This is a genomic window from Pseudomonas sp. NPDC088890 (genome assembly GCF_044900155.1).
In the GTDB taxonomy this organism is placed as follows: domain Bacteria; phylum Pseudomonadota; class Gammaproteobacteria; order Pseudomonadales; family Pseudomonadaceae; genus Aquipseudomonas; species Aquipseudomonas urmiensis.
In genome coordinates this window covers 196850-212530 of record NZ_JBJDNG010000003.1, presented here as the reverse complement: position 1 = coordinate 212530, position 15681 = coordinate 196850, and the positions used below count along the sequence as shown (strand labels likewise).

The window sequence follows — 15681 nt, the reverse complement described above, 5'->3', positions numbered from 1 at the left end:
GTATAATTGCGTCTTTTTTGCGAAGGGCCCCGGCACGTGGCAAACAAACGGTACAGCTGCATCGGCCTGTTCAATCCCAAGTCCCCGGAGAACGTCGGCTCGGTGATGCGCGCAGCGGGTTGCTACGGCGTCAACTCAGTGTTCTACACCGGCAAACGCTATGAACGCGCGCGCGATTTCGTCACCGATACCAAGCGGGTGCACTACGACATTCCGCTGATCGGAATCGATGACCTGCAGCGCATCATCCCCCTGGGCTGCACGCCGGTGGCGGTGGAGCTGGTCGAGGGTGCTCGGCCGCTGCCTGAGTACACCCACCCGGATCGCGCCATCTACATCTTCGGGCCTGAAGACGGCACCCTCGATGAGAGCGTGCGGGCGTGGTGCGAAGAGACCATCTACATCCCCACCGAGGGCTGCATGAACTTGGCGGCGACGGTCAATGTGGTGCTGTATGACCGCTTGGCCAAGGGCCTCAATACGCGCTCCGGGCCCAAATTCAAGTAAGCAGGGCTGACCTCATCGCGGGGCAAGCCCGCTCCCACGCAGTGGGCTGCCGCCTGAAAGCTGGATGGGTTGTCCAACTTCGGGGGGGCAGTTTACTCATGGGCAATTGTGCCCCTCGTGGGCGTGCGATGGGCCGCGAAGCGGCCGCATAATCTCAAGCCAGACGCTCACTGGCAGGCTTGCTCCAGGCCGACAGCACCGTCGCCACGATCACCAGCGCCGCCCCCACCAGCATTCGCAGCGACGGCTGCTCGGCGAACAGCACCCAGGCACAGGCAATCGCATACACCGGCTCCAGGGCAATGATCATCCCCGCGCTACGCGCCTGCAGCCCTTCCAGGCTCTTGACGAACAAGAACTGCGACAACCCCGTGCAAAACACCCCGAGCAGCGCCAGGTAGACCCAATCCGTTACCTGCAAGCCCTGCACCATCAACTGGTTCAGCGCAAACGGCGCCACCAGCACGGCCACCGTCAGGTTCTGCCAGAACGCCACCTGCAGCGCATCCATGCCCCGCGCGGCACGCCGATTGGCGATTGCCAGCAAGGCGAACGACAGACCCGAGGCCAAGCCCCAGAGCAGCCCCAGCGTGCCCTGGTCCAGCAGGTCGAACGACGGCACCACCAGCACCAGCCCCAGCGTCACCAAGCCCAGCAGCAACGCTTCACGCAGGTGCAGACGTTCGCGAAACACCAGCAGGTCGAGCAGCGCGATAAACGCCGGGAAGCTGGCAAAGCCCAGGGTCGCCACCGCTACCCCGCCGACCTTGATGGCGATGAAGAACGTCACCCAGTGCGCTGCCAGCATGGCGCCGGTGAACAGCATCACGGCGAACTTGTGCCAATCAAGGCCAGTGAACAGGGCCTTACGCTGCATCAGCGCCATCACCCCCAGGGCCAGCACGGCGAACACCGCGCGGCCGGCGGTAATGACCGTGGCGTCAGCATGGATCAGGGCGCCGAGAATGCCGGTCAGACCGAACAGCACGGCGGCGATATGGGCAACGAGCAGGGCGTTGCGGTGGGATAGCGCAGGCGCAAGCGCGCTGGCTTGGGAAACGATCATGGCAGTCGACTCACAAAAGATTTTAGGTGCGCACGCAGCCACTCCCCAGTGGATCTGTGCACGGGTTTTTCTTGGTTTCAGGGAATGTGTGGCCGCCGGTGTCCCGGTAGCCGTCAGCGCCGCAGCCTTGTCTAGCTCATTGCCGAGCCGTGCTGCTTATTCGCTGTGAAGCAGGATGTGTCTGTAAGTTGTGTGTCTAGGTTGTGTCTGTTCCGGCCTCTTCGCGGGCAAGCCCGCTCCCACAGGGATAGCGCTCATCTTCGCAACGGCGCTGTACCTGTGGGAGCGGGCTTGTCGGGGCGCCGAACCGCCGCAAAGCGGCCCCAAAATGCTCGGTTTACGCCGCGTTGATCCAGATGGTCTTGAGCTCGGTGTACTGGTCATGCGCCCAAATCGACTTGTCGCGCCCACCAAAGCCGGACTCCTTGTAACCACCGAACGGCGTCGAAGCATCGCCTTCGCCGAAGCAGTTGACCGTGACCACGCCCGCGCGAATCTCCCGCGACAGGCGCAGGGCATTGCGCAGGCTGCCGGTGTAGGCCGAAGCCGCCAGGCCGTAGATGGTGTCGTTTGCCAGCTCGATGGCCTCCTCGATGGTCTCGAACGAGGTAACGCTCAGCACTGGCCCGAAGATCTCCTCGACGAACAGGCGGCTATCGCGCGCCACGCCATCGACGATGGTCGGCTGCACGAACACCCCCTGCTCGGTCTGGCCACCCTGCACCACGTTGAGCTTGTGCTCGGCGGCGTACTCCAGGTAGGACTTGACCTTGTCGAAGTGCGACTTGCTGACCATCGCCCCGAGGCGGTTGTCCGGGTCGAGGGGATCGCCGAGTTTCCATTGCTTCAGGTGCTTGGCAATCAAGCTCAGCAGTTGATCCTTGACGTCCTTGTGCACGATCAGCCGCGACGACGCCGAGCAGTTCTCGCCCATGTTCCAGAACGCACCGGCGGTGACGAACTGGGCCACTTCATCCAAGTCTTCGCAGTCGTTCATCACCACAGCCGGGTTCTTGCCACCCAGCTCGAGGACGATGCGCTTGAGGTTGGACTCGGCCGCGTACTTGAGGAACAAGCGGCCGGTGTCGGTAGAGCCGGTGAAGCTGACCATGGGGATGTCCATGTGCCGGCCAATGGCCTCGCCTACTTCACGGCCACCCCCAGGCACCAGGTTGAACACCCCGGCCGGGACACCCGCCTGATGGGCGAGCTCGGCTACCCGCAGGGCGCTGAGGGTGGTTTCCTTGGCCGGCTTGACCACGATCGAACAACCGGCGGCCAGTGACGGGGCGATCTTCCAGGCCAGCATCAGCAGCGGGAAGTTCCACGGCAGCACCAGGCCGACCACGCCAATCGCCTCGCGCACCACCATGGTCACCGCGGCGTTGCCGGTCGGCGCGGTGTTGTCGTAGATCTTGTCGATCAGCTCGGCGTGCCAACGGATGGTGTGGATGGTTTCTGGAACGTCGACGTTCTGGCACTCGCTGACCGGCTTGCCGCTGTCCAATGCTTCCAGTACCGCCAGCTCGTGGCTGTGGTCTTCCAGCAGCTGGGCGAATTTCAGCAGGATGTGTTTGCGCTCACCCGGTTGCAGCTTCGCCCAGGAACCGTCTTCGAACACGCGCTTGGCGGCCGCCACGGCGACGTCCACGTCCTGCACGTCGCACGCGGCGACTTCAGCCAGCTGCTTGCCGGTGGCCGGGTTGGTGGTGACGAAGGTGCGGCCCGAGATGGCATCGCGGAACTCACCGTCGATGAACGCCTGGGTACGCAGTTGCAGGTCGGCGGCGATGGCCGCGTATTGGTCCTTGCTCAGCAATTGGGCCATGGTCAGGCTCCCCCGGTGATCTGTGCGATGTTGCGCTTGAGTTCGCTCACGACGCGCTCAAGCGCCTGCTTCTCGGCAGCGTCCAGCTCGGACAGCGGCTTGCGCACGCCACCGGTGCTCAGGCCGTTCAGGGCCACGCCGTACTTGATCGACTGGACGAACTTGCCACCTTCGAGGAAGTCCATCAGCGGCATCATCGCGCCCATGATGCGCCGGCCTTTGTCGAAGTCCTTGTCGATCACGCAGGCCTCATACAGGGCCACGTGCTCGCGCGGGATGAAATTGGAGCCGGCGCACACCCAGCTTTGTGCACCCCAGGCGAAGAACTCCAGGGCCTGGTCGTCCCAGCCGCACGACAGCTGGATGTTCGGGCGCTGGATGGCCAGGCGGTGCAGCTGGCCCATGTCACCGGAGCTTTCCTTGATGGCGACGATGTTCTTCACATCCGCCACGGCATCGAAGAATTCCTCGCCCATGCTCACGCTCATGCGGCCTGGGTAGTTGTAGAGCATGATCGGCAGGTCGGCGGCAGCGTCAACGGCTTTGACGTGTTGAGCGATCTCCTGCTGAGTCGGCAGGGCGTACGGCGGCGTGCCGACCAACAACGCATCAGCCTTGATCTCTTTGGCGTGCTTGGCAAAGGCCACCGCGTCTTCGGTGCGGATGCCACCGGTGCCGACGATCAGCGGCAGGCGGCCGTTGAGCACGTCTTTGGCTTGGGCGGCCAACTCGATGCGTTCCTGGGAGGTATGCGCGTAGTACTCGCCGGTGGAACCGCCGATGATGACGCCATGAATCTTCGAATCGATCAGGTACTCAAGGACGTCGGCGAACGCCGCCTTGTCGATCGAGCCGTCCGCGGCCAGCGGAGTGATTGCCGGGGTATAGATGCCTTCGAATTTCACGGTGAGTTCTCCAATGCAACGATCAGTTTTGTTCAGGCCGCAGCGCCCGATCAGCGCCACGCCGTGGTGGTGATTCAGCCCAGCGATGCAGCTTGCTGCAGGTTCAGCGAACGGGTTTCCGGCGCCAGCGCGACAGAGAACGCCAGGCCAATGAAGGTGACGATGGCCGCGGCGTACATGGTGAAAGCGATGCCGTAGCTATCCAGCGCCATCGGCACCAGCCAGGTGCCGATGGCAGCACCGACCCGCGACAGCGAAGTGCCCACGCCGACCGCGCCTGCACGAATTTCAGTGGGGAACAGCTCGTTCGGATACACCAGCTGCAGCACCTGCGCGCCGCCGATGAACAGCGCGTAGGCGCCAAACAAGCCGAGGATCAGCAGCTCGGAGCCGGCGTGGAATGCCGCCAGGCCCAGCAGCGCCATGCCCGACCAGGCAAAGCTGTTGATCAGCATGCGCCGCCGACCCATGCCGTTGATCAGGCGGGTGGCGATGATGCAGCCGACCACGAACAGGAAAGTGATCGCCACCGAACCGAACGAAGCCCAGTCGCCCTTGAGGTTGAGCGCGGCCAGCACCTTGGGCGCGAAGGCATACACGGCGAACACCGGGATGACCGAGCAGGTCCAGAACATCGCCACGAACAGCATGCGTTTGCCGTAGCCTGAGTGCAGCAGGCTGAGCAACGAGAGTTTCTTCTGCTTGGGCTCTTCAGGCAGGTTGCGCAGGGAGAAATCACTGCCGTAGACCTGCTTGATCACCGCCTCAGCCTCGGCCGCACGGCCTTTGCTCAGCAGCCAGCGTGGCGATTCCGGGGTGCCCATGCGTAGCACCAACAGCAGCGCGCCGATCACCACCGGGCTGGCCAGCACCAGGCGCCAGGACTCCTCGCCGCCGTGGCGCAAAAGCAGATCGCCAATGACATAGGCGAACGCCGCCCCGGCAAACCAGAGAATGGTCAGGGTAGCCAGGCGCGGGCCGCGGTTCTTCTTGGGCAAGAACTCCACCAGCAGCGAGGTCGCCACCGGGTACTCGATGCCCACCGCGATGCCGATGGCAAAGCGCAGCAAAAACAGCACCAGCGCCGACTCGACCCAGAACTGGCTGAGCGAGGCCAGCATGAACAGCACCGGGCCCACGAAGAACACCCGTTTGCGGCCAAAACGGTCGGTCAGCCAACCGCCGAAAAAGCCACCAAAGAAGATCCCGATCAGCGCCGACGCGGCGATCATGCCTTGCCAGAAACTGCTCAGGTTCAAGCCGGCGGACATCTGCACCAGGGCCACGCCAATAATGCTCAGTACATAGCCATCGACGAACGAGCCACCGCCGGAGCGCACGGTCAGCAACTGGTGAAAGCGATTGAGCGGTACATCTTCAACGGAAATATTCGGACTTGTCATTATTGTTCCTACCACTTCTGTAGTGCACTTATTCAAGGCGAGCGCGTGCGCGACACTGAAAACTGCCTTCAGCCTCGTTCGATCGACTACCCGCCTCGATCATCTTTGTCTGGGCAAAGGGCGCCCGTGCCGGGTAACTAAGCCCCAGCCAATTGCACGTGAATCGTTAACTTATCGATGGCTCAGCTTTCTTTTCCGGCGCGGTATTGCCCCCACATCAGATTCAGGTTCAAGCCCAGCGATACCAAGGGCTGCGGTGGATTGGCAGAAGGCCCTGGAGCGTTCAGCAAGAAGTCGATCAACTCATTGCTTTGGCCCGCCAGCCAATCGGCCAAGAGTTTGCCGGTCACCGTACCGCGGGTAACACCAAGCCCATTGCAGCACAGCGCACCGAATACATTCGGCGCCAACTTGCCGAAGAAGCCCATGTGATTACGCGACAGGGCCAATGCACCGCCCCAGGTATAGTCAAAGTCGACCTCGGGCAACATCGGGAAACGCCGGGCGAACGACTCGCGGTGACGCTCGACGAAACGTTGCAGGTATTTGCCATTGCTGCGCCCATCGGGGTTGTAGCTGAAGCTGTTGCGGATCAGCAGGCGGTTGTCGACCGTGCGGCGCAAGGTAGTGCCGAACGGGTCCGCCGGAATCACGCCCCAATAGGGCTTGCCGCCCAGGCGCGCCTGCTCGTCCTCGCTCAGCGGGCGGGTGATGCTGGCATAGGTGAACACCGGCAGCATGCGCCCTTTGAGAAAGCCAAAGCTCATGCCAAAGGCGTTGGTGGTCAGCACCAGGTTGTCGGCCATGATCGAGCCATTGGCGTGGCGCAAGAGCACCTTGTCGCCATATTCGACATCAAGGATTGGGGTGTTCTCGTACAGCGCAACGTTGCTCGGCAGGTTGTCGGCCAGACCTTTGACCAACGCCGCTGGCTGGATCAGCGCGGTGCCTGGGGTAAACAGGCCCTTGCGGTAGAAATCGGTGCCGATGTGCTCGGGCAAATCGCGCCCATCGATCATCTGGTAAGGTTGATCGAGCTTGTCCAGCCCCCGGCGATAGGCTTCCAGCACGGCGATGCCGCGATCTTCGACGGCCGCCTGGTATTTGCCGCAGTGCTTGAACTGGCAGTCGATGGCATAGCGCTCGACCAGCTCCTTGAGGTAAGCCTGACCGCCCAGATTGAGCTTGAGGATGCTCTTGGCGATGCCGATGTCGCCAATGTAGTCCTCTGCGCCGATGTCATGCGGCAGGTCGATGGCAAAGCCGGCATTGCGCCCGGAGGTGCCATAGCCAACCTGCTGGGCCTCGATCAGCACGATCTGGTCATCGGGAAAGTTCGCTGCCAGTTGCCGCGCGGCAGCAAGGCCGGTAAAACCGGCGCCGACCACCACCCAGCGGGCTTTGCCCTGGCCGCTGTGGGCGGGCCGGGGCTGACGGGGCTTGCTCAGGTGGAACCAGCCACAGGAGGCATCATCGGCAGGCAGCGAAGTTATTCTTGTCATTTCATGGACCTGGTGTGTTGTGGTCGTGCATTCACCGCTACGGACGGTGACTTCAATCTCTACATTTCGATCGGCACATCCAGTCCCTGGGGTGCGGCGTACTCGGCCATGCGTCGGCGCGACAATTCCATGTGCGCACGCACCACGCGGCCCGCGGTTTCAGGATCGCGCCGCTCGATCGCCTCGATGATCTGCTCGTGCTGCGCGCAGGCAAGTTCCAGATCGCGCTGCATGTCATCGGTGGTCGGGTGGCGGTAGAAGATCTTGCCCAGGCGAGTGTGGTCGATAAGGATCCGCCGCAGGCTGGGCATCAGGTAGTCGTTGTGCGCCATCTTGCCGATTTCCAGGTGGAAGGCATCGTTGTAGAGCACCCGGTTTTCCACGTCTCGCTGTTCGATCGCCTGGCGGAACTGGGCTTGGATGCCCTTGAGCCCTTCGATCTCGGCGGCGCTGGCGTAGCTGGCGGCCAGCTGGGTGGTGGCGACGTAGATCAGCGGCGCGGCCAGGTAAAAGCTGTGCAGCGACTCGTGGTTCATCGCCGCTACCCGTGGCGCACGGTTGGCTTCCAGCTCGATGTAGCCTTCGGCGGCAATCTGGCGCAGCAGCTCGCGAACCGGTGGACGCGACAGGCCGAATTCGTCGCACAGGGCCAGTTCATCCACCACCGCACCAGGCGCCAGCTCCATGCTGAGGATGCGCCGACGCAGCGCTTGGGCCAGGACGGCCTTGCGGTCCTGGGGCACCTCGTTGCTGATCGGCTGGACGATGCTAGTGGCTTTCATGGCGGCCTTCTTTGTTGTCATAGCGCTGTGTCTACTATTTGTATAACGACTATAGGGCGCTGTTAGACAATTTGTCTACAGCCTTTTGGATGAATGGCTCGATCCGCGCAGGGCACGTATTTAGCGGCCTGCATGGATTCTAAGCGACCGAGTTGGCGTGCTGAATGATGCATTGCCAAACCCGACAGAAAAGTATTCAGACCGGACATTGTGAAGCACGATCGCCGGCTTGCGTTACCTGTCGAAGCAGGGGCCAACACGCGCAGCGCAACCGCCGTCCAGCAATCGAAATGAACGCGCCTGTTACCAGCAGGGTCAGCTGCTTACACTTCCAACGGAGAGTTCGTCATGCTCGATATCCATTCCCCCACAGTTAGCAAAGAGCACAACGTCCACGGCCTGGAACGCGCCAGTTCGCTGGCGGGTGGTGCATTGATGATCGGCAAAGGCCTGCGCCATGGCGGCCTGATCGGCCTGTTGCAGGTGGCGGTTGGAGGGTTGGCACTGGCACGCGGGATCAGCGGGCACTGCTCGACCAAGGCCTGGTGGTTGAGCCATCGCCAGGAGTATCAGCGCCTGCGTGGCGACATTCAGCGCAGCGCGGCAGAGCTTGAGGTGCTCAGGGCCAGTGCCGAGGCGGCGACGCGCGGGGTGACGGTGACTGGGACGGATCCTGCGGCGAAAATTTAACTGCAGCGTCGGGCCGGTGATCGCCATCGCGGGGCAAGCCCGCTCCCACAGGTTTAGCGCAGGTTTTGAGAGATAAGCCCGCTCGCACAGGTTTAGCGCAGGTTTTGAGAGACAAGCCCGCTCGCACAGGTTTAGCGCAGGTTTTGAGAGAAAGGCGTCAGCGCAGGAGCTTGCTTTGCAGCACTTCGGATTGGCGCCCCAGCACGCTTTCGCTGAGCTGGATGAACTCTTCGGTGTTGACGCTCGGCACGCGCATCAGCGCCCGCGCGACATCATCCAGCGAGCGCTTGTTCTGGGTGTGCAGGCGGATCTCGCGGTCCAGCGCCTGCAACAGCTGCACGCCCCGCGCGACCTGACCAGGGTCGGCCTGGTTGCCGCGCAGGCGGGTGACTTTGCTGCCTAGCTTTTGCAGGCGCGCCTGCCAGGCCTGATAGCGGTCATCACTGACGCCTCCAGCGCGACGCAGCAATTCGTTGGCGTAGTAATCGGTCAGGCTCTCACCGATCCAGTCGCTGCCATCGCGGTCATTGATCTGTGCGAACACCTGCACCAGTTCGCGTAGCAGCGGACTATTGCCGCTGTCACCGATCAACGGCCGGTTACTGTGCAGGAACAGCGAATTGCGTCCGGTCAGCACGCCGCGCCACATCTCATCGCGCGCGCCGACCAATAACAGCTTGGGCGGATTACGTGGGAACACCGCCTGCACTTGAGGCCAGACGAACGTCAGTAACGTCAGGGTATCCATGCGGCGCATGCCCTGCCCTTGCGGCGCCGCCACGGTCACGTCGGTTTCGCCCAGGCGCGCCCGGCGGCTGCCAAGGTTGCCAGCCAGCATCCAACCGGTGGGACGGTCGAACAGCCGCGAGACGTTATCGATACGGAACTTCTGCTTGCCGATGCGCGGCCAGGCGGTTTCTACACTCTTCCAGCCCGCCGGCAATTCAAAAGCCAGGCGTGCGACCAGCTCGGTGCCGTCCTGCTGGTCGAGGCGCGCCGGGGGCACCAGCTGATCGCCACGAAACACTGCCCAGTGCGGGGTGATGCGGCTTTCATAGGCGCCGCCGTGGGGTTTCTGGTCGAGTTGCACGCGGTAGCTGAGGCTGGTCTTGCCTGGCGCCGGGCGCCATATCCCGCGCTCGCCCTGCTGCTGCCATTGGCCGTCGGCGTGAAACTCGCTGTAGGCGCCCGCCTTGCCCAGGTCGAAGTCCAGGCTGCGCACCGCGCTGCCGTCAGCCAGGGTCAGGCGCACCTCGGCCTGGCTGGTCGATGGCAGCAATCGCACCTGGTAATCCAGATCGACCTTCTTGGCCCAGGCCGGCGTGCAGGCCGCAAGACCCAGGACCAACAGCAGAGGGCGACGCATACAGAAACTCCTTGTTCAGCAGAGGCGAAAGACCGGGGCTCAGCCGGCGCGGAAAATCAGGTGGTCTTCCCAGTCGTCTTCATCCACATCGTTCTCACTGAGCATACGTCCAGACTGGGAGATACGCTGCTCATGCACCTGCTTGCGGTCACCGCAGACCAGGTGGTGCCAGGCGGGCAGATCCTTGCCTTCACTGACCAGGCGATAGCCGCAGGTGGGCGGCAACCATTTGAACTGATCGGCCTTGCCGGGGGTGAGCTGGATGCAGTCAGGCACCTGGGCAAAGCGGTTGGGATAGTCGCTGCACTGGCAGCTGTCGAGATCGAGCAGCTTGCAGGCGATACGCGTGTAGTAGACGCTGTTGTCGTCCTCATCCTCGAGCTTTTGCAGGCAGCACATGCCGCAGCCGTCACAGAGCGATTCCCACTCCTGCGCATCGAGCTGTTCGAGGGTCTTGCGCCGCCAGAAGGGCGCGGTTTGCGGCATCATCACACGGTTTCCTGCATTGATTCTTCATTCACGGCGCGCGGCGGCGCCAGTCTAGAGCCTGGCCTTGGGCAAAGCCAGACCGCTTGTCAGTACCTGCTGGACGCAGTAGCGTGCGCTTCTGGTCTTTCCCTACCTTGCAGGAGCCACCATGAGCGCCAATCCCCGCATTGCCGATTACGCCATCAACGAGCAGTTCATCAACCGCTGGTCGCCGCGCGCGTTTACCGCCGAGCCGATCAGCGAAGACATTCTGCTGAGCTTCCTGGAAGCGGCGCGCTGGGCGCCGTCGGCGTACAACTCACAGCCATGGCGCTTCCTTTATGCGCGGCGCGACACCCCCAACTGGGAGCGCTACCTGGAACTGCTGGTGCCGTTCAACCGTAGCTGGGCCCAGCAGGCTTCGGCATTGGTGCTGATCATCTCCAAGACCAGCTTCGATGACAAACCGGCGCTGTGGCACACCTTCGACACCGGTTCCGCCTGGGGCCACCTGGCCCTGCAAGCGAGCATCAGTGGCTGGCACACCCACGGCATGGCCGGGTTCGACCAGGAGCTGGCGCGCAAGGAACTGAAGATCCCCGAGGGCTATGACCTGCATGCCATGGTTGCGATCGGCAAGCTGGGCGACAAGGCCACCCTGGCCGAGGCGTTGCAGGCGCGTGAAGTGCCGAGCCCGCGGCGGCCGTTGAGCGAATTGGCGGCTGAGGGTGATTTCAGCTTGTAATAGGTTTATCGCCTGTGCCGGCCTCATCGCGGGGCAAGCCCGCTCCCACGAGATACTGAGCTACGCCCCAGATGATGGATGGGTGTCCAACATCTGGGGCGCAGCTCATACGAGCGTGGGAGCGGGCTTGCCCCGCGATGAGGAGCAATCAAGTTCAGTACCCGCGCAGAAAATCCACTTCCCCACGCAAGCCCTGTCCCGCCGCATACGCCCGTGCATTCTCGACGAACAAACGCACCATCGCCGCTGGCGAGGTGGGCGCCGAGCTGTGCCCGGTCAACAGCAAGCCCCAGGCGGTCCAGAACGGGTGGCGCTGGGGCAACGGCTCCTGACGGCAGACATCGATCACCGCGCCTGCCAGATGCCCTTCCTTGAGCGCCTCGACCAGGTCGCCATCGACCACCGCCACCCCGCGCCCGGCGTTGATGAACAGCGCGCTGGGCTTGAAGCGCTTGAACAGCGCAGCGTCGTACAGATCATGGGTCGCGGGTGTATCGGGCAGCAGGTTAAGCACATAGTCCGATTGTTCGACCATGTGCGGTAACTGATCCAACCCCGCCACTTCAACGAACGGCGCCTGCTCCCGGGCACTGCTGGCAACGCCGCGCAAGACCACGCCAAATGGCAGCAGGAACTCGGCAACACGTTGACCGATATCACCGGTCCCGACGATCAGCACCTGACGCCCCTCCAAGGTGCGCCCTGGGCGGTCGTCCCAACGCCGCTCGACCTGGCTGACCAGCCGCGACAGCACATCGCGCTCATGGCCGAGCATGTAGGTCAGCATGTATTCGGCCATGACCTGGCCAAAAATCCCCACGGCGCGGGTCAGGCGGTAATCACGTGGCAGGCCGTCAGCCAACAACGGGGTGATGCCGGCCCAGGTCGATTGCACCCATTGCGGCTTATGGCCCTGGCGCAGCAGGCTGGCGAGCAGGTCAGGCTGCCCCAGCCACACTGGGCTGTCGGGCGCCAGGCGGGCCAGTTCGGCGGAGTCCCCGCTGGTCACCACCTGCAGGTCCGGGGCCGCTTCGGCCAACAGGCGAGCGTAGTTGGCATGATCCTGTTCAGCGATCAGAACGCGCATCTTGAAAAACAACCTTGGCAGACAACTAAATGCGGCCCGACTGGCGGGCCGCTTGGCAGAGGATTAGCCGCGGGCCGCAATCAGACCGGGTCGTTGCGGCGCAGCAGCTCTTCGGGCAGGTGCTCGATGTACTCGTCTTCAGCGGGCGGCATCTGCAAGTGATAACCCTGACTCTCAAGGTTCTCGAGCACCTTGGCGATATCCTCGCGGGCCAGCTTGCGCTCTGGGCTGAGCACCAGGTCGAAGGCGTGGATCGGGGTGCCGAAAAACGGCAGCAGGCCGTCGGGAACACGCTCCAGGCCATCGGCCTTGAGCACGTAGAGGTACATCTCGTTCTTGCGCGGGCTTTTGTAGATCGAACAGATACGTTTCATCAGGCTTCTCCGGCACCTGCCAGATCATCCAGCAGGGCCTGGCCCATCCGCTCGCGACGCCAGCCGCGCAGCGAATCAGGCAATTGATAGGGACCGTTGGGGTAGCCGCTCTTGAGCAGGGCTTCGAGGGTCTTTTTGCGCAGCATCAGCTCGGGGGCGATGCCCAACCGCTCGCCTTCGGCCTGGCCAACCGCACGCAGGCGCTTGAGGATGCCAGAGGCTTCGATCGGCAGGGGTTCGGGCAAGGCTTCCGGGTACTGCTCGGCGGGCACGCTGCCGGCCTGCTTGATCAGCTTGAGCAGGAACTCGCCGTCCTGGCGGATGGTACGCGGGTGCATGTCATCGATCTTGGCCAGCGCCGAGAGGTTGTCGGGCTGGGTCTTGGCCATCGGCCACAGCGAATGCTCACGCAGCACGCGGTTGCGCGGCAGGTCGCGGATACGCGCCTCGCGCTCGCGCCAGGCGCACAGCTCACGCAACACCGCAAGTTGCTGGCGCGACAGTTTCCAGGCCAGCTTGACGTCGCGGTAGAGGGTCTCGGGTTCAACCTCGCGGCGCATCTGCGCGACCAGCTCGGCGCCGTCTTCCAGCACCCAGGCGTATTTGTCGTCCGACAGTTTCGGGCGCAGTTTGCGGAACAACTCGGCCAGGTGCACGGCATCTTCGGCGGCGTAGCTGACCTGAGTTTCCGACAGTGGGCGCTGCAACCAGTCGGAGCGCGTCTCGCCCTTGGGCAGGTCGAGCCCGAGCACCTCCTGCACCAGGCGCGAATAGCCCATCGAGAAGCCAATGTTCAGATAGGCCGCGGCCAGTTGCGTGTCGAACAACGGTTGGGGCAGCTTGCCGGTCAGGCGCAGCAGCACTTCGAGGTCTTCGCTACAGGCGTGCACGACCTTGACCACAGCGCTGTCTTCGAGCAACTCGGCCAGCGGCTGCCAGTTGCCGATCAGCAACGGATCGATCAGAAAGGCCTTGTTGCCATCGCCGATCTGCAGCAGGCCGGCTTTCGGATAAAAGGTGTCGACCCGCATGAATTCGGTATCGAGCGCTACGAAGGGCAGTTCGCGCCAGGTCCGGCAGTGCTCGGCCAGGCTTTGGTCGTCACAGATCCAGTGTATTTCGATGGCCACGAGGCTCTCCCACAATCATTGGCGCGCAGTATATACGCCGTGGGCTCTGCACGCGAAACCTGGCGACCATCGCGCCCATCCTGGGCGTGCTCAGCGACCTGCCGCCAGCCAGGGCCGGCAGCCAGCGAACAGGTCCAGCGCCTGCTGGTAGACCTCGGTGTGCACCTGCAACAGGCCGAGCATCGAATGGAACAGGTTGTCCTGGCTCAACGGCGCGTCACGCAGGCGCGCCAGGCAATCGGTATCGAGGGCGAAATCCTCCCGGTAGCTGTCGGAGAACCACGCCAGCATCGGCACATGACGTTGTTGCTCTGGCGCCAGCATGTACGGCGTGCCATGCAGATAAAGGTTGTATTCGCCCAGCGACTCGCCGTGGTCGGAGAGATAGATCATAGCGGTGTCGACCTGGCCCTGGCGGCTGCGCAGGATATCGATCAGCGAAGCCAGGACCTGATCGGTATAGCCCAGGGTGTTGTCGTAGCTGTTGACAATGGCCTGTTGATCGCACTGGTTCAGGGCATTGCTCTGGCAGACCGGGGTGAAGCGCTGGAAAGCCTGTGGGTAGCGTTTGTAGTAGTCAGGGCCGTGGCTGCCCATCTGATGCAGGACCAGCACGGTGTCCTGATCAAGGTTGTCGAGCAGTTGCGTGAGACCCTGCAAGAGGATCTCGTCATGGCATTCGCCATTGGCGCACAGGGCCGGATCCTTGAGGTTGCTGACATCGACGAACTGCACCCGGTCACAGGTGCCCTTGCAGCCCGATTGGTTGTCTCGCCATTGCACGCTCAGGCCAGCACGCTGGAGGATATCCAGCAAGCCTTCGCGATTGCGGGCAACGCTGGCGTCGTAGTCCTTGCGCGGCATGCCGGAGAACATGCACGGCACCGAGACCGCGGTTTCGGTGCCGCACGAATGCACATCGGCGAATGCCAGCAAGCCTGGCTCCTTGCTCAGGCGCGGGGTGGTGTCGCGGGCGTAGCCCAATACCCCGAAGTTCTCCGCCCGCGCACTTTCGCCAACCACCAGCACTGTCAGCGACTTGCGTTGATGGCGTTGCCAGGCCGCATCGCGCCGGGCGTCTTGGCCATAGTGCGCAAAGGGCTGGGCAGCGCTGCCCAGGCGCTCGCTGGCATAACTGAACGAGGCCCCGACGATATTGCTTGGGGTGAGCATCAGGCGGATTTCGTGGTGATTGCGAAACAGCGAGGCCAGGCCTTGATAATTGACCAGCGCCACCGAGCCCAAGGCCACCGCGCAGGCACCACTGACCAATAGCTTGCCAAACAACTCCCGGTGCCAGGGGCGGTAGGCAATCGGGGCCTTGTACACCAGCAAGGACGGCAATACGCCCAGCAGAAGAATAGACAAGGCAAACTTCAACGAGAGCAGATCGCGTACTTCAGTGATATTGGTTTCAGCGACATTGCGAAACATGCCTGCATCAATAAGCACGCCATATTGATTCATGAAGTAGGCCACTGCCGCGCCGCTGATAAACAACAGCATCAACACCGGTTTCAATACATATCGAAAGGCAACCAGTGTCAGCACCAGATTGAACGCAAAGAACATCAGTACGGCAAACGCCAGCAGCAGCCAAAGCCCCACCACACCGGGCGGCACTACCGATTGTAAATGCCCCCAGAGCAGGCCGTTGAAGCCGATCAACAGGTAAAGGCTGGCCAGCAGCGTGACCCATTCGGTCCGCAGGTTCTTGAGCTTGAGCATGATGTCCGCAATCGAGATGGATTATCGGCCAGTGCGCCGAGCGGGCGCCTGGGAAGTGGCCGAATTGTGGAAAGCGTGCCATCAATTTTTTGTGAAAAAG

Annotated in this window: 15 protein-coding genes; 3 read left to right on the top strand and 12 right to left on the bottom strand. The window is 62.7% G+C overall.

Going from position 1 to position 15681, the window contains the following annotated elements; all coding sequences use genetic code 11:
- The first annotated feature begins 36 nt into the window (after window positions 1-36).
- Window positions 37-507: an RNA methyltransferase gene (locus tag ACI2JX_RS08730; RefSeq protein WP_186555290.1), complete on the top strand. Its 471-nt coding sequence runs from the start codon at window positions 37-39 to the stop codon at window positions 505-507.
- 154 nt (window positions 508-661) lie between these two features.
- Here the strand turns inward: ACI2JX_RS08730 and ACI2JX_RS08725 are convergent, their stop codons facing one another.
- The 6 genes from ACI2JX_RS08725 to ACI2JX_RS08700 form a co-directional block, all read right to left on the bottom strand.
- The gene (locus ACI2JX_RS08725; RefSeq protein WP_404689902.1) at window positions 662-1573 is read right to left on the bottom strand and encodes a DMT family transporter; all 912 of its coding nucleotides are present in this window, start codon (window positions 1571-1573) and stop codon (window positions 662-664) included.
- Window positions 1574-1910: 337 nt separating this feature from the next.
- Entirely contained in the window at window positions 1911-3401 is a 1491-nt protein-coding gene (locus ACI2JX_RS08720; RefSeq protein ID WP_404689901.1) for an aldehyde dehydrogenase, read from the bottom strand.
- 2 nt (window positions 3402-3403) lie between these two features.
- Window positions 3404-4306: a dihydrodipicolinate synthase family protein gene (locus ACI2JX_RS08715; protein WP_404689900.1), complete on the bottom strand. Its 903-nt coding sequence runs from the start codon at window positions 4304-4306 to the stop codon at window positions 3404-3406.
- Window positions 4307-4380: 74 nt separating this feature from the next.
- Entirely contained in the window at window positions 4381-5709 is a 1329-nt protein-coding gene (locus tag ACI2JX_RS08710; protein WP_404689899.1) for an MFS transporter, read from the bottom strand.
- 182 nt (window positions 5710-5891) lie between these two features.
- On the bottom strand, window positions 5892-7211 hold the full coding sequence (locus ACI2JX_RS08705; RefSeq protein ID WP_404689898.1) for an NAD(P)/FAD-dependent oxidoreductase: 1320 nt from the start codon (window positions 7209-7211) through the stop codon (window positions 5892-5894).
- Window positions 7212-7270: 59 nt separating this feature from the next.
- On the bottom strand, window positions 7271-7993 hold the full coding sequence (locus ACI2JX_RS08700; RefSeq protein ID WP_404689897.1) for a GntR family transcriptional regulator: 723 nt from the start codon (window positions 7991-7993) through the stop codon (window positions 7271-7273).
- A 348-nt stretch (window positions 7994-8341) separates the two neighbouring features.
- On the opposite strand from ACI2JX_RS08700, the gene ACI2JX_RS08695 reads away from it, so the two are divergent.
- Window positions 8342-8683 (top strand): DUF2892 domain-containing protein, encoded by a 342-nt coding sequence (locus ACI2JX_RS08695; RefSeq protein ID WP_186555297.1) that lies wholly within the window; start codon window positions 8342-8344, stop codon window positions 8681-8683.
- A 157-nt stretch (window positions 8684-8840) separates the two neighbouring features.
- Here ACI2JX_RS08695 and ACI2JX_RS08690 read toward each other — a convergent pair whose 3' ends face one another.
- Window positions 8841-10049: a hypothetical protein gene (locus ACI2JX_RS08690; RefSeq protein WP_404689896.1), complete on the bottom strand. Its 1209-nt coding sequence runs from the start codon at window positions 10047-10049 to the stop codon at window positions 8841-8843.
- 39 nt (window positions 10050-10088) lie between these two features.
- The gene (locus ACI2JX_RS08685) at window positions 10089-10538 is read right to left on the bottom strand and encodes a YcgN family cysteine cluster protein (protein WP_186555299.1); all 450 of its coding nucleotides are present in this window, start codon (window positions 10536-10538) and stop codon (window positions 10089-10091) included.
- A gap of 148 nt (window positions 10539-10686) precedes the next feature.
- Between ACI2JX_RS08685 and ACI2JX_RS08680 the strand changes: the two genes are divergently transcribed.
- Window positions 10687-11262 carry a nitroreductase family protein gene (locus tag ACI2JX_RS08680; protein WP_186555300.1) on the top strand — a complete coding sequence of 192 codons (576 nt, stop codon included), beginning with the start codon at window positions 10687-10689 and terminating at the stop codon, window positions 11260-11262.
- Between the two features lie 154 nt (window positions 11263-11416).
- On the opposite strand, the gene ACI2JX_RS08675 is transcribed toward ACI2JX_RS08680, so the two are convergent.
- The 4 genes from ACI2JX_RS08675 to ACI2JX_RS08660 form a co-directional block, all read right to left on the bottom strand.
- Entirely contained in the window at window positions 11417-12349 is a 933-nt protein-coding gene (locus ACI2JX_RS08675) for a D-2-hydroxyacid dehydrogenase (RefSeq protein WP_404689895.1), read from the bottom strand.
- 80 nt (window positions 12350-12429) lie between these two features.
- Window positions 12430-12723 carry a YcgL domain-containing protein gene (locus tag ACI2JX_RS08670; RefSeq protein WP_368973197.1) on the bottom strand — a complete coding sequence of 98 codons (294 nt, stop codon included), beginning with the start codon at window positions 12721-12723 and terminating at the stop codon, window positions 12430-12432.
- A complete protein-coding gene (gene rnd / locus ACI2JX_RS08665; protein WP_404689894.1) occupies window positions 12723-13853 on the bottom strand; it encodes a ribonuclease D in 1131 nt (376 codons plus the stop codon). Before rnd ends, ACI2JX_RS08670 begins: the two co-directional genes overlap by 1 nt.
- Window positions 13854-13943: 90 nt before the next feature.
- Window positions 13944-15581, bottom strand: coding sequence for a phosphoethanolamine transferase (locus tag ACI2JX_RS08660; protein ID WP_264236189.1), 1638 nt, complete (start codon window positions 15579-15581; stop codon window positions 13944-13946).
- Between the last annotated feature and the right edge of the window lie 100 nt (window positions 15582-15681).